The 21,964-nt window shown below is 64.9% G+C and carries 20 protein-coding genes; 8 read left to right on the top strand and 12 right to left on the bottom strand.

What is annotated here, in order from left to right; translation table 11 throughout:
- Positions 1-23: 23 nt before the first annotated feature.
- The 3 genes from PRZ01_RS07440 to PRZ01_RS07430 form a co-directional block, all read right to left on the bottom strand.
- The gene (locus PRZ01_RS07440; RefSeq protein WP_273596138.1) at positions 24-515 is read right to left on the bottom strand and encodes a low molecular weight protein-tyrosine-phosphatase; all 492 of its coding nucleotides are present in this window, start codon (positions 513-515) and stop codon (positions 24-26) included.
- A 2-nt stretch (positions 516-517) separates the two neighbouring features.
- Positions 518-1,201, bottom strand: a complete 684-nt coding sequence (rpe, locus tag PRZ01_RS07435; protein ID WP_273596137.1) for a ribulose-phosphate 3-epimerase — start codon at positions 1,199-1,201, stop codon at positions 518-520.
- 74 nt (positions 1,202-1,275) lie between these two features.
- On the bottom strand, positions 1,276-1,887 hold the full coding sequence (locus PRZ01_RS07430) for a DNA-3-methyladenine glycosylase I (RefSeq protein ID WP_273596136.1): 612 nt from the start codon (positions 1,885-1,887) through the stop codon (positions 1,276-1,278).
- Between the two features lie 96 nt (positions 1,888-1,983).
- Between PRZ01_RS07430 and apaG the strand changes: the two genes are divergently transcribed.
- From apaG to mltA, 3 genes are all read left to right on the top strand, one after another.
- The gene (gene apaG / locus PRZ01_RS07425) at positions 1,984-2,358 is read left to right on the top strand and encodes a Co2+/Mg2+ efflux protein ApaG (RefSeq protein WP_273596135.1); all 375 of its coding nucleotides are present in this window, start codon (positions 1,984-1,986) and stop codon (positions 2,356-2,358) included.
- Positions 2,358-4,394, top strand: a complete 2,037-nt coding sequence (locus PRZ01_RS07420) for a site-specific recombinase (RefSeq protein ID WP_273596134.1) — start codon at positions 2,358-2,360, stop codon at positions 4,392-4,394. The genes apaG and PRZ01_RS07420 overlap by 1 nt, the downstream gene beginning before the upstream one ends.
- Positions 4,395-4,630: 236 nt before the next feature.
- Positions 4,631-5,719, top strand: a complete 1,089-nt coding sequence (gene mltA / locus PRZ01_RS07415) for a murein transglycosylase A (RefSeq protein ID WP_273596133.1) — start codon at positions 4,631-4,633, stop codon at positions 5,717-5,719.
- A 3-nt stretch (positions 5,720-5,722) separates the two neighbouring features.
- Here the strand turns inward: mltA and PRZ01_RS07410 are convergent, their stop codons facing one another.
- The gene (locus PRZ01_RS07410) at positions 5,723-6,004 is read right to left on the bottom strand and encodes a DUF427 domain-containing protein (protein WP_273596132.1); all 282 of its coding nucleotides are present in this window, start codon (positions 6,002-6,004) and stop codon (positions 5,723-5,725) included.
- 58 nt (positions 6,005-6,062) lie between these two features.
- Here PRZ01_RS07410 and PRZ01_RS07405 point away from each other — a divergent pair, with 58 nt between their 5' ends.
- Positions 6,063-6,299 carry a hypothetical protein gene (locus tag PRZ01_RS07405; protein ID WP_273596131.1) on the top strand — a complete coding sequence of 79 codons (237 nt, stop codon included), beginning with the start codon at positions 6,063-6,065 and terminating at the stop codon, positions 6,297-6,299.
- On the opposite strand, the gene PRZ01_RS07400 is transcribed toward PRZ01_RS07405, so the two are convergent.
- The 3 genes from PRZ01_RS07400 to PRZ01_RS07390 form a co-directional block, all read right to left on the bottom strand.
- A complete protein-coding gene (locus PRZ01_RS07400) occupies positions 6,268-7,971 on the bottom strand; it encodes an NAD(P)/FAD-dependent oxidoreductase (RefSeq protein ID WP_273596130.1) in 1,704 nt (567 codons plus the stop codon). The two genes, PRZ01_RS07405 and PRZ01_RS07400, sit on opposite strands and share 32 nt — an antisense overlap.
- Before the next feature lie 120 nt (positions 7,972-8,091).
- Positions 8,092-8,259 (bottom strand): hypothetical protein, encoded by a 168-nt coding sequence (locus tag PRZ01_RS07395; RefSeq protein ID WP_273596129.1) that lies wholly within the window; start codon positions 8,257-8,259, stop codon positions 8,092-8,094.
- Between the two features lie 361 nt (positions 8,260-8,620).
- The gene (locus tag PRZ01_RS07390; RefSeq protein WP_273596128.1) at positions 8,621-8,995 is read right to left on the bottom strand and encodes a methylglyoxal synthase; all 375 of its coding nucleotides are present in this window, start codon (positions 8,993-8,995) and stop codon (positions 8,621-8,623) included.
- A gap of 252 nt (positions 8,996-9,247) precedes the next feature.
- Here PRZ01_RS07390 and PRZ01_RS07385 point away from each other — a divergent pair, with 252 nt between their 5' ends.
- The gene (locus PRZ01_RS07385; protein WP_273596127.1) at positions 9,248-10,198 is read left to right on the top strand and encodes a cation diffusion facilitator family transporter; all 951 of its coding nucleotides are present in this window, start codon (positions 9,248-9,250) and stop codon (positions 10,196-10,198) included.
- A gap of 30 nt (positions 10,199-10,228) precedes the next feature.
- Here PRZ01_RS07385 and PRZ01_RS07380 read toward each other — a convergent pair whose 3' ends face one another.
- The 5 genes from PRZ01_RS07380 to PRZ01_RS07360 form a co-directional block, all read right to left on the bottom strand.
- Positions 10,229-11,530, bottom strand: coding sequence for a glycoside hydrolase family 18 protein (locus PRZ01_RS07380; protein ID WP_273596126.1), 1,302 nt, complete (start codon positions 11,528-11,530; stop codon positions 10,229-10,231).
- 119 nt (positions 11,531-11,649) lie between these two features.
- Positions 11,650-12,396, bottom strand: a complete 747-nt coding sequence (locus tag PRZ01_RS07375; protein ID WP_273596125.1) for a hypothetical protein — start codon at positions 12,394-12,396, stop codon at positions 11,650-11,652.
- A 75-nt stretch (positions 12,397-12,471) separates the two neighbouring features.
- Positions 12,472-13,815 carry a carbohydrate porin gene (locus PRZ01_RS07370; RefSeq protein WP_273596124.1) on the bottom strand — a complete coding sequence of 448 codons (1,344 nt, stop codon included), beginning with the start codon at positions 13,813-13,815 and terminating at the stop codon, positions 12,472-12,474.
- 152 nt (positions 13,816-13,967) lie between these two features.
- The gene (locus PRZ01_RS07365) at positions 13,968-15,407 is read right to left on the bottom strand and encodes a sensor histidine kinase (protein WP_273596123.1); all 1,440 of its coding nucleotides are present in this window, start codon (positions 15,405-15,407) and stop codon (positions 13,968-13,970) included.
- Positions 15,408-15,425: 18 nt separating this feature from the next.
- Complete coding sequence (locus tag PRZ01_RS07360; protein ID WP_273596122.1) at positions 15,426-16,136, bottom strand: response regulator transcription factor; 711 nt, start codon at positions 16,134-16,136, stop codon at positions 15,426-15,428.
- Positions 16,137-16,231: 95 nt separating this feature from the next.
- On the opposite strand from PRZ01_RS07360, the gene PRZ01_RS07355 reads away from it, so the two are divergent.
- From PRZ01_RS07355 to PRZ01_RS07345, 3 genes are read left to right on the top strand one after another with little or no spacing between them, the layout of a single operon-like run.
- Positions 16,232-17,575 (top strand): TolC family protein, encoded by a 1,344-nt coding sequence (locus tag PRZ01_RS07355; RefSeq protein ID WP_273596121.1) that lies wholly within the window; start codon positions 16,232-16,234, stop codon positions 17,573-17,575.
- 23 nt (positions 17,576-17,598) lie between these two features.
- Complete coding sequence (locus PRZ01_RS07350) at positions 17,599-18,858, top strand: efflux RND transporter periplasmic adaptor subunit (protein WP_273596120.1); 1,260 nt, start codon at positions 17,599-17,601, stop codon at positions 18,856-18,858.
- A complete protein-coding gene (locus PRZ01_RS07345; RefSeq protein WP_273596119.1) occupies positions 18,855-21,947 on the top strand; it encodes an efflux RND transporter permease subunit in 3,093 nt (1,030 codons plus the stop codon). The genes PRZ01_RS07350 and PRZ01_RS07345 overlap by 4 nt, the downstream gene beginning before the upstream one ends.
- Positions 21,948-21,964: the final 17 nt, after the last annotated feature.

The raw sequence follows: 21,964 nt of genomic DNA, 5'->3' as shown, positions 1-21,964 counted from the left end.
TGAACGAGGCAGCGCTCGCCGCTTCAAACCGGCAGGCGGCCGGCCATCCAGGCCTGTGCCAGCCCTTGCACGCCCTGATCCAGCAGACCCATCACATGATCAAACCCGGCAGCAGGCCCGAAGTAGGGGTCCGGCACCTCCTGCCCTTGCAAGCCCGGCGCGAAGTCCAAAAACAGGTGCAGGCGGGATTGAAGTTGCGGCGGGCACAGCTGCCGGAGTTCGCGCAAATTGTCGGCGTCCATGGCCAGAATCAACTCAAAACGCTCGAAGTCCTGCGCAGCCACGCGGCGCGAGCGCCATTTGCGCAGCGGTTTGAGCCCCGCCCGCTGCGCGGCGGCGGCGGCCCGCGCATCCATCGCCTCGGCCTGCGGCGCGGCGCGCGTGCCAGCCGACTCAATGCGCTGAAATGCGGCGTCAGCCCCCGGCCCGAAGTGCGTGCGGCGGGCTTTGAGCAACAACTCCGCCATCGGTGAGCGACACAGATTGGCCGCACAGACCAGCAAGATCGCCGGCACGGTCAGCGCGCCAGTTCCTGGCGCATGGCATCGATCACAGCCTTGTAATCGGGCTTGCCGAAAATGGCGGAGCCGGCCACAAAGGTGTCGGCCCCAGCATCGGCAATCTGGCGGATGTTGTCGATCTTGACGCCGCCGTCAATCTCCAAGCGGATGTCGCGGCCGCTGGCTTCGATGATGCGGCGGGCGGCTTCCAGCTTTTTCAAGGCGCTGGGCAAAAAGCTCTGGCCGCCAAAGCCGGGGTTGACGCTCATGATGAGCACCAGATCCACCTTGTCGATCACCCACTCCAGCACGTCCAGCGGTTCGGCGGGGTTGAACACCAGGCCCGCTTGCTTGCCCTCGGCCTTGATCAATTGCAGCGTGCGGTCCACGTGCTTGGAGGCGTCGGGGTGAAAGCTGACCAAGTCAGCGCCCGCCTTGGCAAAGGCCACGGCCAGCGCGTCCACGGGCTCCACCATCAGGTGCACGTCGATCGGGCAAGGCGTGCCGTCGGGCTTGACCGAGTGCTTGCGCAAGGCCTCGCAGACCATCGGCCCGAAGGTGAGGTTGGGCACGTAGTGGTTGTCCATCACGTCGAAGTGGACCCAATCGGCGCCAGCGGCCAGCACATTGCGCACCTCCTCACCAAGGCGGGCAAAGTCGGCCGAAAGAATGCTGGGGGCGATGCGGAAAGTCTTGCTCATGGCGCGGGCCTTGAAGGAGAAAGGAAATACGGATGAAGGGGCGGACAGCGCCAAGGAGGCGGGTAGCCCGAATTTTAAGGCCGCTTGAATGTCGCCCGTGCTGCCTCGCAGACGGCCCGCGTCACGCACCGTGGGTCATGGTCATTGATCAAGCCCATAGATTGGATGAAGGCGTACATGGTGGTCGGCCCCACGAACTTCCAGCCGCGCTTTTTCAGGTCTTTGGACAGCGCCCGTGAGGCTTCGGATTCGGTGGCATGCTGGGGAGTGGCCAGCGCAGCCGGCTCGAAAGACCAGATGTAATGCGCCAGCGAGCCCTGCTCCGCCACCAGGTCAATACAACGCTGCGCGTTGTTGATCACGGCCTCGATCTTGCCGCGGTGGCGCACGATGCCGGCGTCCAGCACCAAGCGCTCAACATCAGCGTTGTCAAATTGGGCGATGCGCGCAACGTCAAAGCCCTGAAACGCTGCCCGAAAGGCCTCGCGTTTGGCCAGGATGGTGCGCCAACTCAAACCGGACTGAAAGCCCTCCAGGCTGATTTTTTCGAACAGCCGCCTGTCCTCCGCCACGGGGAAGCCCCATTCGGTGTCGTGATAGCGCTGATAGGCCGGAAAGTCCGGTGCCGCGCACCAGGCACAGCGATGGCCACCGTCAGCGGCCTGAAACAGGGGGAGTGCGCTCATTGTCAGATCTCATCACAAGGGTGCCGCGATCCTACCCGCCCCACACGCCGCCCGTCACAACAGCCCCTCGCAGTTCGAAAGGCCTAAACTAAGGCCATGGCAAACCCTCAATTCAAATGCAGCGCGAAGGTCGAAGTTTTGGCCGAGCAGACCCAGGCCGATCAGGGCGTCTACGCGTTCAGCTACACGATCACGATTGAAAATGTCGGCGATATCACCGCGCAATTGATCGGCCGCCACTGGACCATCGTCGATGCCCGCGGCCATGAGCAAGAGGTGCACGGCCTGGCCGTCGTCGGGCACCAGCCGCTGCTGGCACCGGGGCAGAGTTTTCAGTACAGCTCCTGGGCGCAGATCGCAACGCCGCAGGGCAGTATGCGCGGGCGCTTCCTGTGCGTGACGGAAGCCGCCGAGGTGTTCGACGCCGAGGTTCCTGAATTCATGCTCGCCGGCAGCGGCGCCCTGCATTGATGGCTTTTTTGCGCACCGCCAGAACCTGGGATCTCACCGCGCTGCTGAATGCCGCCGACCCGCGCGCCGAGTTGGCGATGCGCAATCTCTGGCTGGCCCGCTTGCTGGAATGGTTGCGGCACCCGGCAGAGCGTGAAGAACGGCCTGGGACTGAGGCGTTCCCCGCCGAGGCCGCCCCGCAAACCGCCCTGCCGCTGCTGCGCCTCAAGCACCTGCTGAATGTGCTGGACCGCCACCCCGAACATGCCCGCAGCATTTCGGAGTTATTGAACTCGATCTGGCGCGATATGGACGCCGTGGGCCTGTTCGCCGATGTGGGCTTTGCACCCCGGGTGGATCTGTGGAGCGAGTTTGCCCACCGCCTGCGCCAGCACCTGCTGCCAAGCACAGCCAACACCACCGATCTGGGCGAGCTTTTCAATCTGCTGTTCCCCGAGGAAAGCGACGAGCTGTGGCTGGCCGCCCTCGACGATGGCTTGCTGCTGCGCATGCGGAGTCTGCTGGCCTTGGCGCATGGCCGGCCACCCGGCGCACCAACCAAGCCCTGGACCGATCCGATGCTGACCGGCTTGTCTGCCTTGATCAGCAACGTGCGTTCCGCCGGATTGACCGGAGCCCTGCGGCGGCGCATGAGCCACGAACTCTTGCTGAACAACCCCTTCGAGCAACTCGCCCGCGCCAACGACAGCCTGATCATGGCCCTGCGTGCGGGCGAGCAGGAAACCGCCTTGCAAGCACTGCAATTCCTGCGGGCCCTGCTGGACGCCTGCAGCCGTGCGGCGGCCAGCGTGCCGGAACATCTCGAACAATTCGGGGTCTCGGTCGATATCATGTTCGCGGTCGAGCAACTGCAGGCCCGCATCCTGCGCATCGAAGCGCTGCTGGACTGCCTGGCCGGCAGCCACCCCCAGCGCGAACTTGCTCGCCTGCTGGCCAGCCTGGTGCGCGTGGGTCATGAGCGGCGCAGCATCCGTACCCTGTTCAGCCGCCATTACTCGCTGCTGGCCCGCAAGGTAGCCGAGCGTAGCGCCGAAACAGGCGAACACTACATCACTCGGGATCGCAGCGATTACCGCATGATGTTGCGCCACGCCGCGGGCGGCGGCGCCATCATTGCCCTCACCACCTTTGTCAAATTCCTGGTCATGGTGCTGGGCCTGGGCGCGTTATGGAGTGGCTTCTGGGCGGGCGCCAACTATGCGCTGAGTTTCGTCGTTATTCATCTGCTGCACTGGACGGTTGCGACCAAGCAGCCTGCGATGACCGCACCGGCGATGGCGCAGAAGCTGCAACACATCGAATCAGAAGCTGGGCTGGAAGCCTTCGTCGACGAGGTGGCCAACCTGCTGCGCTCGCAGATCGCCGGCATCCTGGGCAATCTGGCCGTGGTGGCACCGCTCGTGCTGGGTGTGCAACTGGTGTGCAAAGCACTGTTCGGCGTGCCGCTGGTGGGCGCTGAACAAGCCCATTACGTGCTGCATAGCCTGACCTTGCTGGGCCCGTCGCTGCTGTTTGCGGCCTTCACCGGCATCTTGTTGTTCGCCAGCAGCCTGGTGGCGGGCTGGGCGGAGAACTGGTTCGTGCTGCACCGCATCGAAAACGCCATCGCCTGGAACCCCGGCATCATCGCCCGCCTCGGCGCTGCGCGTGCCGCGCGCTGGGCCGCCTGGTGGCATGGCAATATCAGCGGCATTGCAGCCAATGTGTCTTTGGGCTTCATGCTGGGCCTTGTGCCGCCGGTACTGGCCTTCATCGGCCTGCCGCTGGAGGTGCGCCATGTGACGCTGTCGACCGGCCAACTCGCCGCCGCCATCGGTGCCTTGGGCACACAGATTTTCAGGCTGCCAGAGTTTTGGTGGTGCGTGGCGGGCATCGCCGGAACTGGTCTGCTGAATCTAGGCGTCAGCTTTATTTTGGCGCTGAAGGTGGCGCTGCGTTCACGCGGCATTCGCCTGGCGGATCGCTCGCGCGTGGGCGGCGCAATCTGGCGCCGCATGCGCCGCGAGCCCCGCAGCTTCCTGCTGCCACCGGCCTGAGTGGCGGGGTGCGGCGATGCGCTCAGGGCTGATCACGATCCGGTTTGCGCTCACCGCCCTTGCGGCCTGAAAACATGGTCCACCACACGATGAACACCAACAGCGCCAAGGCGGTCAAGGCTTCCAGCAAGATCACTTCCATTTTGGGCTCGATTTCAAAAAAAGGGCAACGGCTGGGTGCCTGCGCAGCGATTCTAGGGCTGCTGGCGGCCTGCAGCTCAACGCCGCTGCCCCCGATGGCACCGCCCAGGCCCGACCTTGGCACCGAAGGCCGCCCCTCTGACAGTGCAAATAACGCATCACGCCAGCGCAACACACTGCTGCGCGAACATTCGCGCTGGGTGGCTGCGGACTGGAGTGAATTGCCCGGATGGGGTGAAGACCGCGCCGCTGAACTATGGCCCGCCCTGCTGCAAGGCTGCGTCCGCCCGGCCCCTGGATGGAGCGAACTCTGCGTCCGCGCTCGCCAAGACGCACCGCAAGACGACCTCGCCGCCAGCCTGTGGTTGATGCAGCACCTGCGCCCCTACCGCATCGAAAGCCTGGACGGCAGCGCACAAGGCTTGCTGACCGGCTATTTTGAACCGCAGCTGGAGGCCACGCGGCGCCCGCAGGGCAACTACAAGGTACCCGTGTTGGCGGTGCCGCCCGATCTGCAGCAACGCCGCCCCTATTTCACGCGCCAGCAAATTGACTCCGATCCGCAGGCCCGCGCGCGGCTGCGCGACCGTGAGCTGGTTTATCTGGAAGACCCGTTGGACCTGCTGGTGCTGCAAATTCAGGGCTCAGGCCGGCTGCGTTTGAGCGATGCCGACGGCAACCCCCAATGGGTGCGCATGGCCTTTGCTGGCCATAACGACCACCCTTATCAGTCCATCGGCAAGACGCTGATCGAGCGCGGCGAGTTGCGCCCCGGCGAAGCCTCTTGGCCGCAGATCCGGGACTGGCTGCGGCGCAACCCCGGGCGCGTCAACGAACTGCTGTGGAGCAATCCGCGCTATGTGTTCTTCCGTGAAGAGCCGTTGCTCGACATCAATCTGGGGCCACGCGGCGCACAGGGCGTGCCGCTCACGCCGGGCCGCTCCATCGCGGTGGACCGGGCCAGCATCCCCTACGGCACCCCCGTTTGGCTGGACGCCGGGGAGCCCCTCACCGGCCCCGCCTTGCGCCGCCTGGTGATGGCGCAGGACACCGGCAGCGCGATCAATGGCGCGGTGCGGGCCGACTATTTCTGGGGCTGGGGCCGCGAAGCCGAAGCCCAGGCCGGTCGCATGAAACAACCACTGCGGCTGTGGGCGCTGTGGCCGCAAGGCTCATCGCTGTGAGCCCTATTCAACGATCTGCACGCCTTTCCAGAACGCATAACGGCCTTTGATCTCGGCAGCTGCCTCGGTGGGCTCGGGGTAGAACCAGACGGCATCAGGATTCATCTCACCGTTCACGAACAGGCTCAGGTACTGCGCCTGCCCCTTCCAGGCGCAGCCCGTGCGGTGGTTGCTGAAGCTGGTGTACTCCCGCTTGAGCGACTCGGCGGGAAAGTAATGGTTACCTTCCAGCACGACGGTATCGGGGCTCTCGGCGATGACCACGCCGTTCCAGACTGCTTTCATTGTCAAATTCCTTGGTTGAGCGGGAGACTATAGCCATCCAAACGCCGACAATGAGCGGGTGAAACGCTATTACTCCCACCAAGGCAAAGACATTTTCATCACCGCCGGCTCCGCCCGGGAACTGGCGCCCGGCAGCTTCGGCGTCTGTGCCATCGGCGGCGGCGCGGAGGGCTGGTCCGTCGTGCACATCGGCCCCGAAGGCGATGTGGCGGACCTGGGAGGCGAGTACTACTTTGCCACGCCGGAAGAGGCGCTGGAGTTCGTCAAGGAGTTGATCGATCTGATGGTGACTTGAGGCCCAGCAGGTCAGCTGCCAGGGCCTCGGCCACCTCGATGCCATCGACACCGGCCGACATGATGCCGCCGGCGTAACCTGCACCTTCACCGGCCGGGTACAAGCCCTTCACATTGACGCTTTGATAGTCTCGGCCACGTGTGATGCGCAGCGGCGAAGAGGTGCGTGTTTCGACCCCCGTCAACACCGCGTCGGGCATGGAGAAGCCCTTGATCTGGCGCTCAAAGGCCGGCAGGGCCTCGCGGATCGCGTCCAGGGCATAGTCAGGCAAGCTGCCACGGCCCTTTTGTTGCAGATCCGTCAGCGTCACGCCGGGCTTGTACGAGGGCTCCACATTGCCCAGCACTTTGCTGCGCTGGCGCTTGATGAAGTCACCCACCAGCGCGGCCGGGGCCTGGTAGCCGCCCTCACCGAGCTCGTAGGCCCGTGACTCCCAGATGCGCTGAAAAGCCATGCCGTCCAGCGGATTGACTGGGCCGTCGTGCCGGCCGTCCTGGCGGTAGTCTTGCGGATTGATGCCCACCACGATGCCGGCGTTGGCATTGCGTTCATTGCGCGAATATTGGCTCATGCCGTTGGTGACCACGCGCATCGGCTCGCTCGTCGCGGCCACCACGGTGCCTCCGGGGCACATGCAAAAGCTGTAGACCGAGCGTCCGTTGGCGGCGTGGTGCACCAGCTTGTAATCAGCCGCGCCAAGAAGGGCGTTGCCCGCGTTCGGGCCGAAGCGCGCACGGTCGATCAGGCTTTGCGGATGCTCGATGCGATAGCCGATGGAAAAGGGCTTGGCCTCCATGTACACCCCCCGCCCATGCAACATGGTGAAGGTGTCGCGCGCGCTGTGGCCCAGCGCCAGCACCACGTGATCGCTACGGATCTGCTCACCGCTCTCCAGCGTCACGCCCCGAACATGCCCCTTCTCAATCAATACATCCGCCACCTTTTGCTCAAAACGGATCTCCCCGCCCAGGGCCTCAATGTCGGCGCGCATCTTGATCACCATGCTGACGAGGCGGAAGGTGCCGATATGCGGCTTGCTCACGTAGAGAATTTCGTCCGGCGCGCCCGCCTTGACGAACTCAGTCAACACCTTGCGCGTGAGGTGGCGCGGGTCGGAAATCTGGCTCCACAACTTGCCGTCGGAGAAGGTGCCCGCCCCGCCTTCGCCGAACTGCACATTCGACTCCGGATTCAACTCGCTCTGGCGCCACAGTCCCCAAGTGTCTTTGGTGCGCTCACGCACCGGCTTGCCGCGCTCCAGCACGATGGGCCGCAAACCCATCTGCGCCAGAATCAGCGCCGCAAAGATGCCACACGGGCCAAAGCCGATAACCACGGGCCGCGGGCGAGCCTGCCCGCCATGTTCGGCATAAAAATCCGCCGGCGCATGGCCGACAAATTGGTAACGGGTATCGGGCGAAGGCTTGACGTGCGGGTCGCCGGCATAACGCGTGAGCAACGCAGCCTCTTGACCCTCAGCCATCTCGCAGTCCACCGTGTAGATCAGCTGGATCGCGCTTTTCTTGCGCGCGTCATAACTGCGTTTGAAGACGGTGAAGTTCAGCAGCTCCGCGCGGCCATCACCCCGCAGACCCAGGCGTTGCGCAATGGCGGGACGCAAAGCGTCCTCGGCATGGTCAAGCGGCAGGCGGAGTTCGGTGATGCGAAGCATGGTGATGGCTCTTCAATCGATTCGAAAGCACAAAAAAACACAGGCCCTGCCGAATGGTAGGGCCTGTTGTTCACAGCTGCAGCCACGTTGCACAACAACGCGGCCCGAGCCGTGCGGGGATCAACCGCCGTTGGAAGGACGCTTGCCCGGGTTCTTCTTGCTGCGGGTGTGCGAGCCGCGCTCGAGGCTGATCTTCTGGCCACGGGGGGCGGTGAAGGTCACACCGTTGGGCGCTGCGGGACGGGGAGTAGCGCGACGTGCGGCTTCGGTAACGATTTTGTTGCCCATGAATGGCTCCGGTACAAGGGATTGGATGCAAAAAGCAAGAGATCACCAACCCGCTGCCGCAGCCCCGATTCAGACTCTGAACCTCGGGAGTTCCGGACCCTGCACCCGGGCGCCTGTGCAAGCACAAACCCGAACGCTTCATCAAGACCCCCCGGGTCAATCACCCGAAAGCAAAGCCAAACCCGGCGCGACTGAGTTGGAATGAACCGCGCATTTTACGGTGTTCTTGCGCATTTTTGGATTTCAGGTGCTGCGCTGGGCTGGCAGGACTGCAAATTCCAGACAATCGCGCCACACCTTGCCCCCGATCAACGCCCTGAATCGGGGCGTTCGCCTTCAAAAAAATCGACTCTGACCCCAATTAAAGAGTTAAGGCGCTGAGTTGGGTGAGCAGCAGGCGTGCACTGGCGACGTTGGTGGCGCATGGGATGTCGTGCACGTCGCAGGCGCGCACCAGGGCGTTGATGTCGGGTTCGTGCGGTTGCGGCGTCATGGGGTCGCGCAGAAAGATCACCACGTCCACCGCGCCCATGGCCAGGCGGGCGCCAATTTGCAGGTCACCACCCATCGGGCCGCTGAGCAGGCGCTCCACAGTCAGGCCACATTCGGCCTGCAAGCGCCCTCCCGTGGTGCCAGTGGCCAGCAGCGTGGAGCGCTCCAGCAAAGGTTTGAAGGCGCTGGCCAGGGCCACCATGTCGTTCTTTTTGCCGTCGTGGGCGATCAGGGCGATGTTCATGCGCCAGATCTTAGGGCGGGAACGGTTACGGGGCAGCGTCAAGTCAGTCTACGCGTAGAGGTAACACGTTAGGACCTCACGTTGAAGCCATGCCGCAATAGTGGCCAATGAGTGTCCAATGATTGGCCAATGCGCGCAAAAGCGATGGCAGCGCAGGAAATGGCCTGCGACAGCACTCGCACGACACGCTGAGCCTTTACGATAGCGTCCGTCATGCCAAGCAAAACCCCAAGCCCCCATCGCGCGCCCCGCGTGCCCGCCCCCCCGCCCGAGGCGGAAGACAACACCATCAGCCCACAAGAAAAAGTAGCGGCCGCCTCGCGCAGCACCTGGGTCAGCGTGGTGGTAAACGTCGTGCTGACAGCCGTGCAGATCACCGTGGGCACGCTCGCCAAATCGCAGGCCCTGGTGGCGGACGGCATTCACTCCCTGTCGGACCTGGTGTCGGATTTCGTGGTGCTGTTTGCCTCCCATCACAGCCGCAAGGATGCCGATGAGGACCACCCATATGGCCACCACCGGTTTGAAACTGCAGCCTCTTTGGCCCTGGGCCTGATCTTGCTCGGCGTTGGCGCGGGCATGTTGTGGTCGGCCGCGCAGAAGTTGCAAAACCCCGATGCCATTCCCAAGGTGCATGGCACGGCGCTGTGGGTGGCCGGCATCGCCCTGATCGCGAAAGAGAGCCTCTTCCGCTACATGATTGCGGTGGCCAAGCGGGTCAAGTCCAGCATGCTGGTGGCCAATGCCTGGCACGCCCGCTCCGACGCGGCCTCATCGCTGGTGGTGGGCGCGGGCATTGTCGGCAATCTGGCCGGCTACCCGCTGCTGGACCCGGTGGCGGCACTGGTTGTTGGCCTGATGATCGGCAAGATGGGCTGGACCTTCGGCTGGGACGCCCTGCACGACCTGATGGACCGGGCGGTCGATGAAGTCGAGGTGGCCGCTATCAAGAGGACGCTGCTGGAAACACCCGGCGTGCGTAACGTCCACGATGTGCGGACCCGCAAGATGGGCGACATGATCATCGTGGACGCCCACCTGGAGGTGGACGCGCAGATCACCGTTGAAGCCGGCCACGACATCACGGTGCTGGCCCGCCAGCGCGTGCTGCAGCACCACCGGGTGCTTGATCTGATGACGCACCTGGACCCCTGGCATCGCCCCGATCTGGACCACGACCGGGCGCCTGCGCAAGCGGCCTGATCCGGCACTTGGGTCCATGCCTGAGGCAACTCAAGGTTGCTGCAACAAGTTGCCCACGCCGAAGTTCATTGCATTCAAGATGTCACCGTTGTCCTGGCTCAACTCCCACCCGAAGACACCCGCCAGGCCATTCTTGAGCGCATAACGACCCTTGGCGATCACCGCCCGGGGGTCGTCATAGCCGATGAACAGGTGCTGGGTGGGCTGCACCAGATTCCAGGCCTGGGTGGTAGCGTCGAAGCGCGCCTGCCAACCGCGCAGCCCGTGACCCTGCGGGCCGAGGTAGCGGCTGGCAATCTGCCGATAGGGCAAAGCCCCTTCAACCCCAGGGAAGCCGCCCGCCTTGGCTGCACCCGTGCGCGCCTGGGTCACGCCGCTGAAGCCACGCCCATACAGCCCCACGCCCGCCACCAGTTTTGCGGCCGGCATGCCGGCTTGCATCAAATTGCGCACCGAGCGCGCCAGGCTGTCATCGGCCTCGGGCGCGCTGCTGAACAGCGTGGTGTGGTTGCCAATGCCGTCTGACCATGCGCCGTAAAAGTCGTATGTCATCATGAACACAAGGTCCAGCGCAGGCTCTGCACGCTTGAAATCAATGCGGTTGATGATGGGGCTGGTGGTGTTGACGGCCATGCTCACCAGGTAGGGACGGCCGGTCTCCGCGCTCAAGGTGGTGAGCGCCGCGCGCAGGTCTACCAACAAGTCGGCATAACGCTGGCCATCAGCGTCGCTGCCCAATTGCACCCCATTGGCCGCGCCGTTGTTGCCGGGGTGCTCCCAGTCGATGTCGATGCCGTCGAAGGCCGGATGCTCACGCAAGAATCGGGCGGCCGAGCCTGCAAATGCGGCGCGGTTGGCCGCATCCCCATTCATCAAAAAGAAAGGATCCGACCCGCCCCAGCCTCCGACCGAGGCGATCACCTTGACGTGCGGCGCGCGCTGCTTGAGGCGCTGAAAAGCGGCGTCGAAGGTGGTTTCCGCCGCGCCCGTGGTCAATTCGAACGCCTGCTTGCCCTGGCACCGTGCGGCATCTGCCGGCAATTGCCCTGGCCCGCACAGGCGCAAAAAGGCGTACAGCACATGCGTCACGCTTTCACCTTGCAGGGCATCCACCAAGGCCACCGGCTCCCACATCGGCACATACATGCCCACCACTTTGGCGCTGGTGCGCTCCACCGCCAAAGGCTTGCCGCCGAACACCGGGTAAGGGTGGCCCTCTGGCACTGGGCCGGCCGCCTGCGCGCCCCCTGAGAACAAGCTGACAACGGCCAAGGTCAGCGCAGCGGCAAGGCGGCCTGGCGCAAGGCAAGAACGTGAGTGAAATGAGCGCATGGTCAGCAATGGGCGAGCGTTAGGACAGACATTGGGACGGCGCAAGCGTAGCAGAACAATGAGGCCAATCAAATACCAATTAAACCCACACTGAGCCTTTCATCCATACCGAATGAAGATCAAGGTGCCAGATCAACCCGCAGTTGCAATTCGCGCACCTGACGCACCTCGGCATCGGTGCTGCTGAGGGTGCCGCGCTCGCTGGCGCGCAGCGCATCACCACTGCGCGCCACCGTCAACCATGTGCCGAGCGGCACGCTGACCGTGCTGTCCACCCGCGTCTGCAAGTTGCCATTGCTGCCACCATTGCCAGCGCCCTGCACTTGCAACTCGACGGTCACCGGCTGTTGACCACCCGGCCAGCGCGGCGTCATGCGGAATTCGCTGACCTTGTCGACCGTGCCGCTGCGCGGTGCCGCAAACACCTTGGCGCCTGCCATGCCGCCAGGGCTCGCGTTGTTGCGGCCGCTCACGGCGGAAGCGGCTCCTGCTGCGTCCATCTCCACGCCGTAGTCCACCCACTGAATGGGCACTTGCTCGGTCAGCTGCAAGCGCGCCGTGTTGCCGTTGAGCACCAGCAAGCGCTGCGTCTGATGTCGTGTAGCGTCGTCTTCATGCCGCTGGGTGCTCCAGCTGATCTGGCCGCGCGGGGATACCGAGCCCGCCGTCCCCACCACCACGCCACCGTCGCGCGTGCCTGCCAAAACCGCGCCGCTCAGGCTGCTGTTCACCCAACGGATTTCAATCCACAGGTTTTGCCGTGGCCCCCGCTCGGCGGCGGGAGCGCCCTGCACGCCAAGCGCCAAGCTGGCCACACCCAGCCCGGCGCGCCACAAAAAGCGCAAGGCCTGGCGACGATGGGGCATAGCGAAACAGGGCAAGGCACGCATGCCACAAGCATAAGCGCCAGGCGGGCTGACGGCCAGCCTCAGCGCATGCGCTTAGAACTCCGCATGAAAACGCAAGGCAGCCAGGGTCACAGGGCCCCGGTCGGCGTTGTAGGCGGGGTTGCGAATGTGCTGCAGATCCAGGCTGAGCTTGCAGGCTTCGCTCAAGCTCCAGCTGTAATAGGCCTCGACAATGGTTTCGTCACGGTAGTTGAGCTTGCCGTCGCCGATGAAAAACCCATAGCCACCGCCCGCCAGGTAGTCGCGATGTGCGCTGGACAAGGTGTTGGCGATGTAGAGCAGCCCCACCGTATCGGCCTCGCGCCCCCAGCGCAGGCCCTTGAGGCTCAGGCCGATCTGGCGGCTGCCATCCACCTCCTCGAAGGAGTAGCTCTCGGTACGGCCGTCGCCCTCGCTCCAACGCACAAAGCCGCCGAGATCGGCGGTCAGGGCTTGTTCCAGGTGCAGGCCCCAGCCGGATTTGGTCTGCGGGCGGCGTACCGCTGAGACTTGGGGTTCGCCCACGCCGGCAACTTGCAGAGCATCGCGGTAGGCCCCCATGTTTTCACGGTTGCGCCAGAGCAGCAGGCGTGCGGTTCCCGGCAACCCCGCCCAGTGGTGGCTGTGCTCCAGCTCGAATTGGTCGCCATGAAAGTTGGCAAGGGCACCGTTGAGCCGTTCGCCATTCGACTCCAGCGGCACCATGAACCGGCCGACCCGCAGAGCCCAATCGCCTTGCATCCACTCCAGCGCGGCCCCCAAGGTGTAACCCTGCGCATCAGCGGCAAAGTCGTAGGACCCCTGCGCCAGCGAGGCCCAGTTGAGGAACTGGGTGCGCGAGTCATGGCTGTAGCCATTGGCGTCGAAGATATCGGTGATGGCGAACTTGCCCACGGTCAGGCGGACACGGTCCGTGGCCACCTTGCCGGCCAACTGATTTTGCCCAGCAGCCTGCGCCACCTGCTCATCACCCAAGGCCCAGTCCCGACGCAGAAACAGGCGCGGCATGTAGAGCTTGGGCGAGGTGCCCGCCACTTTTTGCATCTCACCGTTGCTGAAAGCACCCAAGCCCACCAAACCCGACAGCGGCCGGCCCTGAATCACCTCAGGGTTGAGGTAGACCTCGCCCAGCACCGGCACGCGCAGCCCCAGGTAGGCGGTGGCGGAGATGGAGTACGAGGCCTCATGCTCAGCGCCCAGGCTGTTGCGCCCGACATAGGGCGAAGTGAAGTGTTCTTTGCTTTGCCCGATGTAGGTGAACTGGCCCGTGGCAACCCAGGGCTGCGGGGCGGCCGCGGCCGCCTCCGTTGCCGCTTCTGCAGCCCCCGCCGGGGCGCACAACGCACAGGACATCAGCAGACCCGCGAGGGTGGGCGTCACACGAAAGGAAGCAGGCAAGATAGTTGGGCGCATGGGAGCAGAGAGGCAATGCATCCGCCGGCGGGATGCGCAAGACAAGACGCGGCGCCGCGATTGTCCCTGAACCCTGTGGCAGAAGGACGACACCCCGGCCACCACGCGAGCTCACGTCACACCCTCACGTCACAGCCTCAAATTACGGCAGGAAAAATCACCGAGGCCCGCAGGCCCCGCCCGTCAACCCCCGACTCCAGCACCAGCCGGGCATTCATCAACTCGGCATAGCGCGTCACGATAGAGAGGCCCAGGCCTGCGCCCTGCCCCAGTTTGGCGGCCCAACTGCCTTGCCGCCAGCGCCCGCTCAGCAAGGCGCGTTGCTCGGGCTCAATGCCCGGCCCGCAGTCGCTCACCGACAAGGCCAAAAACTGCCCCTGGCGCGCCAGGCTCAGGCTGATGACGCCGTGGCCCTGTGCATCGCGGCCATAGCGCATGGCGTTGTCGAGCAAGTTGCCCAGCAGCCCTTCCAGCAAGCCGCGATCGGCCATCACCATCACGGGCGCATCCAGGCCGCTGGCCTCTAACTCCACACCTGCGCGGTCAGCCAGAGGCAGGGTTTGCAGCAGCACATCACGGGCGCATTCGTCCAGGCGCACGGGCTGCAGGCGGATGGCTCGGCTGGCTTCATCCGCCAAGGCCAGGGCCAACAGCTGATCCACCAAATGGCTGGCACGCTGCTGGCTTTGCAGCACCGCCAACAATTGCTCGCGCCACAGCTGCGGGTCGCGCTGGGCCAGGCCATATTCAGCCGCTGCGCGCAGGCCCGCCAGGGGGGTTTTGAGCTCATGCGCCACATTGCCGGCGAACTCGCGTTGCGCGCTGATGCCGTTTTCAAGGCGTTCGAACAAGGCATTCACCGCCGCGGCGAGATCGTGTACCTCGCGTGAGCCCGCTTGCAGGCTGACGGCTGCCGGCAAGGGCGCCAGATCGGCTGCATCACGTTGCGTCAGCTCCTGCTGCAGATTGGCCAGGGGCAGCAAGTCGCGATTGATGACCCGGCGCAACCAAACCGCCAGGATCAGCAGCAAACCCACTTGCGGCACGATGGAGAACAAGAACAGGCGGCGCAGCAATTCACTGCGGCTGCGCGTGGTCAAGGCGACCACCACGCGCGCTGAAATGGGATGGTCGCGCGTCAGCACCACGGCGCGCACATCCTGCTCACGAAAGCGCAGGTCCAAAAACTCGGCCGAACCTTCGGCGCTAGGCGTATGACCGGCGGGCGGCTGCAGCCCGGCGTGGCCGGCGATCAGTTTTCCACTGGGGTCCAGCACCGCGAAATATTCGGACTCACTCTGGTCGAACAGCACGGTGTTGAGGTCGGCCGTGCTGATGTTGAGCGTGGGAACGCCGTCGCGCATTTCCAGGCGGGAGGCGAGCAGCAGGGCGTCGTCCAGCATGGCACGGTCAAACGCCCGTTGGGTGAAAAACGAGGCCACGCCCAAGGCCACCGCACTGCCCAACGCCCAGGTCAGCAGCAGCGGCAACATCACATGGCGCAGCAAGCGCAAGCGCAGGGAGGGGCGCCGCCCAGCCTGCGGGGTGCTGGGCACGGCGGGCGGCAGTTTGCTCACGGCTTGCTCACGGCTTGCTCACGGCTTGCGCCCGGTTTCGTTCAACGTTGGGGCGGCGGGGAGCGCCTCCTCTGTCTCCATCAAATAGCCCAGGCCGCGCAGGGTGCGGATGCCGGCGCCGCTGCCAAGCAGCTTCTTGCGCAGCCGCGAAACAAAGGCTTCCAGGGCATTGGCGCCCAGCGCATCGTCAAAGCCCGACAGCTTGTCCGACAAGATGGCCTTGCTCACCACCCGCCCCGGGGGCGTCATCAATTCCCACAGCACCTCGAACTCACGGGCTGGCAAATCCAGCGTATCGCCGTCGAGAAATACCCGCCGGGCCCGGCGGTCCAGCAACAAGCGGCCTACGCGGGCCTGGTCGTGCAGGTCAAGCCGGCGCCGCACCAGCGCGCGCAGGCGGGCCTCCACCTCGGCCAGCTCGAAGGGCTTGCCCAGGTAGTCGTCAGCGCCTGCGTCCAGCCCGGCGATGCGCTCTTCAGTGCGGTTGCGGGCGGTCAGGACCAACACCGGCGTGCCATCGCCCCGCGCCCGCGCTTCACGCAGCACGTTCAGGCCATGGCCATCCGGCAGGCTAAGGTCCAACAGCACAGCGTCCAACTCAAGAATGCGCCAGAGATAATTCGCTTGCTCAGCGGTACCGGCCAGATCCACATGGTGGCCCGCATCCGCCAGGCTGCGCTGCATGATCTGACTGAGTGTGGGATCGTCTTCAACGACAAGAATTCGCATGGCGAGACTTTAAGGCAAGGTTCGGAGCAAGACTCACGCGAAAACGCCACACAGGGGTCAGGCTCCGGTCAGGGGTTTTGAGGGATAACCCTTGGATGCGATTTCGACCCCTTCCTGCGCTCCTGCTGCTAAGCCTTCTGTCCACCGCCACAGTTAGCGCCCAAACCCTGCCGCCCGACGGACACCTCACCCTCGCCCAAGCCCTGCAACTGGCCGCCGAGAACCGCGACGTGGCCATGGCCCGCTCAGCCCTGGACGCCGCCCGTGGCGACATCCGCAGCGCCGACCATGCGCCCCTGCCTACGCTGACGCTCAAGTCCAGCCAGATGGATTTGGAGCACGGCATTGGCGGCGGGAACATCATCACCGACAAACGCATCGACAAATCGCTGGGCCTGGATTGGACCTGGGAGCGCGGCGACAAGCGCGGCCTGCGCACGCAAGCCGCGCAAGCCCTGGCCGAAGCCGCCCGCGCCGACTTGAACGAAACCCGCCTGCAGCAGCAAACACAGGCCCTGCAGGCCTACCACGAGCTGCACGCGGCACAAGCTCGTGAGCAAGAGGTGGCCGCCATTGCCGACAGCGCACGCACGATGACGCAAACGCTGCGCAAGCGCTTTTCTCTCGGCGACCTGGCGGGCCAGGACCTGAGCCGCGCCGAGATCGAAGCCGAGCGCGCCCGCCTCGACAGCGTGGGCGCCCAGTTAGACCATCAACGTGCGCAATGGGCTTTGCGTGACCTGCTGGGCCTCGGGGGCCGCAAGTCGGCAAGCGGCCAGCCTGTTGCATCTGCGGCGTCGGCGGCGTCGTCAGCCCCTGCACTGCAGGCGCAAGACCCCTGGCCCGCCCTGGATGTGGCGCAATGGGCGCAAGCACCCGAAGCCCGTTTCATGGATATCCTGAGCCGACGCAGCGATGTGCAGGCTGCCGAGCAACGGGTGCAGGCCGCACAGGCCTTGGTCGACGGCGCACTGGCACAACGCAAATCGGATATCACCTGGGGCGTGTCGCTCGACCACTACCCCGGCACCTCCACGCGCCAAGTTGAATTGCGCCTGCAGATGCCGCTGCAACTGGGCTATGGCCAGGAGGGTGAAATCGCCCGCGCCCGCGCCCAATTGCAGCAAGCCCAAGATGCGCTGAGCAAGATTGAAGACCGGGGCCTCAGCGAGCTACGCCGGCTCTGGCAAGAAGCGCGCAGCGCGGCGCTCAAGGCCGACAGCCAGGAGCGTGAAATCCTGCCTCGCGCCCGCCAAGTGCTGGCCCAGGCCGAACTGGCCTACGCCAAAGGCGCCTCGCCCCTGACCGATCTGCTGGACGCCCGCCGCACGCTGCGCGCCAGCGTGATCGACGCGGTGAACGCCCGCGCGGATCACGCCAAGGCCCTGGGTGCCTGGACGCTGCGCATCGCGGCTGAAGACGCTGCGGCGCCCCATTAAGGCCACGACTGGCTCCGTTTTTGATGTCTCTCCCGATCCCCTTTTCGATTGGCAAGCCTGTGAACTTTCAAGCCCTGAACTTCCGCGCCACCGCCGTTTGCCTCGCGGTGGCCGCCACCTGCCTGCTGACGCTGTCGGCCTGCAAAGACAATGCGGCCGCCCCACCTGAGCCCACCGAAGCGATTCTGCAGGGCGATCAACTGATGTTCCCGCAAGGCCACCCGCAGTTGCGCCTGATCAAGCTGGCCAAGGCCGTGCCCACTGAGGCCGTAGACCTGCCCATGAGCGCCAAGCTGAGTTGGGATGAAGCGCGCACGCAGCGCATCTACCCCGCCTTTGCCGGCCGAGTGGAGCGCATCAGCGCCGACCTGGGGCAAAAGGTCAGTGCCGGCGCGGTGCTGGCTGAAATTGCCTCGCCCGATTTCGGACAAGCTCAGGCGGACGCGGCGCGCGCGCATGCCGACGCCACCCTGGCCCGCAAGCAATTGAATCGCCAGAAAGAGTTGCTGGACGCTGGCCTTGTCGCCCGCCGCGACTTCGAGCAAAACGAATCCGACGCCGCGCGCGCCGAGGCCGAGTTAGCCCGGGCCGAGGCCCGCGTCAAGCTCTACGGCGGCAACGCCAACGTCAATCAGCGCCTGAGCCTGCGTGCGTCAGTCAGCGGCGTGGTGGTCGACCGCAACATCAATCCAGGCCAGGAACTGCGTCCCGACCAAAGCGGGCCGGGCGTGCCGCCGGTGTTCGTCATCAGCGACCCGACCCGCCTGTGGGTACTGCTGGACGAGCGCGAGGCCGACGCCGGCGTGCTGCACGTGGGCGCCCGCTTCAGCCTGGAATTGCCGGCCTGGCCCGGCCGCCGCTTCGAAGGCCGCGTGACAGCCCTGGCCGACACCATCGACCCGGGCAGCCGCACCATCAAGGTTCGCGGTGAAATCGACAACCACGACCGCCTGCTGAAAGCCGAGATGCTGGCCACCGCACATGTGCAGCGCAGCCTGGGCGGCGGCGTCACCGTGCCGGCGCAAGCCATCGTGCTGCGCGGCGAAAGGCACTGGGTCTATGTGCAGACCCAGGCCAACGCCTTTGCGGCGCGCGAGGTCAAGCTCAGCTACAACGGCCCGCACGTGGCCGTGGTGGCGCAAGGACTGAAGGCCGGCGACATGGTGGTGAGTGAAAACGCCCTGCTGCTCGCCAGCCAGTTCCGCATGGCGCAAGACGAGGCCAAGCCAGAGGCCGCACCGCCCACCTCCGCAGGTTCGGCCACGGAGGCCAAGCGTCCATGAAACGCCTGATCCAGTTCGCCCTGCACCAGCCGGTGCTGATCGTCCTTGCGCTGATCCTGTTCATCGGCTCGGGGCTGATCGCCTTCCAGAACTTGTCGGTGGAGGCATTTCCGGATGTCACCGACACCCAAGTCACGGTGATCGCGCTGTTCCCTGGTCACGCCGCTGAGGAGGTTGAGAAGCAGGTGACCCTGCCGATCGAGGTGGCCTTGTCTGGCCTGCCGAATTCGATCCGCGTGTTCTCGCACACCCAGTTCGGCCTCTCCTACACCGTCATCACGTATGACGACAACACCTCGGTACAACGGGTGCGCCAAGAGGTCAACGAGCGCCTGGGCGGCGTCGACCTGCCCCCCGGCGTGCAAGCCAATATTGCGCCCAATGCGACGCCGGTCGGCGAGATCATGCGTTACCGCCTGCGCGGTGACGGCAAGAGCAGCACCGATCTGCGCTCCATCGAAGACTGGGTGGTCGAGCGCGCGCTGCGCCAGGTGCCCGGCGTGGCCGATGTGGTGGCCATGGGGGGCTTCATCAAGCAATACGAGGTGCAACCTGACCTTGACAAGCTGCGCGCTTACGGCCTGACCTTCCAGAACCTGCTGGACGCGCTGGGCCGTGGCAACTCCAACGCGGGTGGCAGTTATGTGGCGCAGGGATCGCAGCAGTACGCGATCCGCGGCATTGGCCTGCTGCGCAGCGCGGACGACATCAGCAGCATCGTCGTCACCGCCCGCAATGGCACGCCGGTGCTGGTTCGCGACATCGCCCAGGTGGCCGTGGGCGCGGTACCGCGCCTGGGCGTGGTCGGGCAAGACGACGACGACGACGCGGTCACCGGCATCGTGGTGATGCGCAAGGGCGAAAACGCCAGCGAGGTGCTCAAAGGCGTGAAGGCAAAGATCGCCACGCTCAACGCCCGCGGCCTGCCGCAGGGTGTCAGCATCGTCCCCTTCTACGACCGTACCTGGTTGATGGGCAAGACCTTGTCCACCGTGTTCCGCAACCTTGTCGAGGGCGCGCTGCTGGTGTCGCTAGTGCTGTACATCTTCTTGTCGAACCTGCGCGCCAGCCTTGCCGTGGTGGTGGTGATTCCACTCGCGCTGCTGGCCACCTTTCTGGGTTTGAAGATCATGGGCGTACCGGCAAACTTGCTGTCGCTGGGCGCCATGGACTTCGGCATCATCGTGGACGGCGCGGTAATCGTGATCGAAAACATCATGCACCGCCTGGCAGAACGCGGCGAAGACCTGGACGACCGCAAGCGCCTCAAACTGATCGCCGATGCCACTGATGAAGTCGGCCGGCCCACGCTGTTCTCGATGCTGATCATCATCGCGGCCCACATCCCGATCTTTGCGCTGCAGCGCCACGAAGGCCGTATTTTCCAGCCGATGGCGCTGTCCGTTAGCACAGCGCTGGTGGGCTCGCTGATTTTCTCGCTCACGCTGGTGCCGCTGCTGGCCTACTGGATGTTGCGCCGCGGCCTGCCGCATGGCGACAACCGCGTGGTGCTGACCGCCAAGAAAATCTACGCCCCGGTGCTGGACTGGGCCACGCGCCGCCGCAGCCTGGTGTTTGTCATCGCCGGCCTGGCCTTTGCAGGCGCGCTGGGCCTGGCGAGCCGGCTGGGCTCAGAGTTTTTACCTGAGCTGGACGAAGGCACTTTCTGGGTGAACTGGGACATGCCCTCCAGCCTGTCGCAACAAGAAGCAGTGCACATCCTGCGGTTGGCACGGCAGGCTCTGCGCACGGTGCCCGAGGTGCGCACCGTGGTCTCCAAAGCCGGCCAGCCGGAAGACGGCACCGACCCCAAGACGCTCAGCATGGCCGAGGTGTTTGTCGACGTGAAGCCGCAAGAAGAATGGCGCCCCGGCATGAACCACGAGCGTTTGGTGGAAGAAATGGCCGCCAAGCTGAGCGTGATCCCTGGCATCGACCCTGCCTTTTCCCAGCCCATTCGCGACAACGTGTTGGAGTCGATCTCGCAGATCAAGGGCCAAATCGTCATCAAGGTATCGGGCGACGATCTGGGCGAATTGCAGCGCATCGTCGAGCAGATGCAGCGCGAGTTCAAACAGGTGGCGGGCATCCAACGCGCTGAGGTAGACCGTTTGGGCGCCCTGCCCCAGGTGCTGGTGGACATCGACCGCGACCGGGCCGCGCGCCTGGGCCTGAATGTGGGCGACGTGCAAGACGTGATTGAGGCCGCGCTGGCCGGCAAGGCCACCACTTATCTGTGGGAGGGCGAGCGCAAATTCGCCGTGACGGTGCGCTTGCCGGAGGCGCACCGCGCTTTGTCGGAGCTGGCACGCACACCCATCTCACTGCCCGCCGGCGGCACGGTGCAATTGGGGGCGGTGGCCAGTATTCGCGAGACCAGCGGCGCCATGAACATCGCCCGCGAGGCGGGGCAACGCACCATGGCCATCGGCATTTTCATCAAGGGCCGCGACATGGGCTCGGTGGTGGCTGACATGAAGCAGCGCGTCGACGCGCACGTGCAGCTACCGGACGGTTACCAAATTACCTGGTCAGGTGAATTCGAGAACCAGGAGCGCGCCATGAAGCGCCTGACCGTGGTGGTGCCCATCTCGCTGCTGCTGATCTTCGTGCTGCTCTTCAACGCCTTCAACAGCTTCAAGACGGCCTCGCTGATTCTGCTCAACGTGCCACTGGCGCTGATCGGTGGCTTTGTGGCGCTGTGGGTGCTGGACATTCCGCTGTCGGTTTCCGCCGCCATCGGTTTCATTGCCCTGTCAGGCCAAGCCGTGTTGAATGGCGTGGTGATGCTGACGGTCTACCAACAGCTGCGCAACAACGGCCACACGGTGCTGGAGGCCGTGAAGATGGGCTCCATGCAACGCCTGCGCACGGTACTCATGACCGCCATGCTCGCCGCCCTGGGGCTGCTGCCCATGGCGCTGTCGCACGAGATCGGGGCGGAGACGCAGCGGCCTTTGGCGATTGTGGTGATCGGCGGCCTGCTGACCGCGACCTTGCTGACCCTGGTGGTGCTGCCCGCCCTGTACGTGGCTTGGTTCACACCCAAGGGAGGCGAGATTCCGCCCGAACGAAGTGGCAAACTCTGAACGCCCAGGCGTCCAGG

This window comes from Roseateles koreensis (assembly GCF_028595305.1).
Lineage (GTDB): Bacteria > Pseudomonadota > Gammaproteobacteria > Burkholderiales > Burkholderiaceae_C > Paucibacter_A > Paucibacter_A koreensis.
The sequence above is the reverse complement of the archived record's forward strand: the minus strand, read 5'-3'. Positions and strand labels throughout refer to the sequence as shown.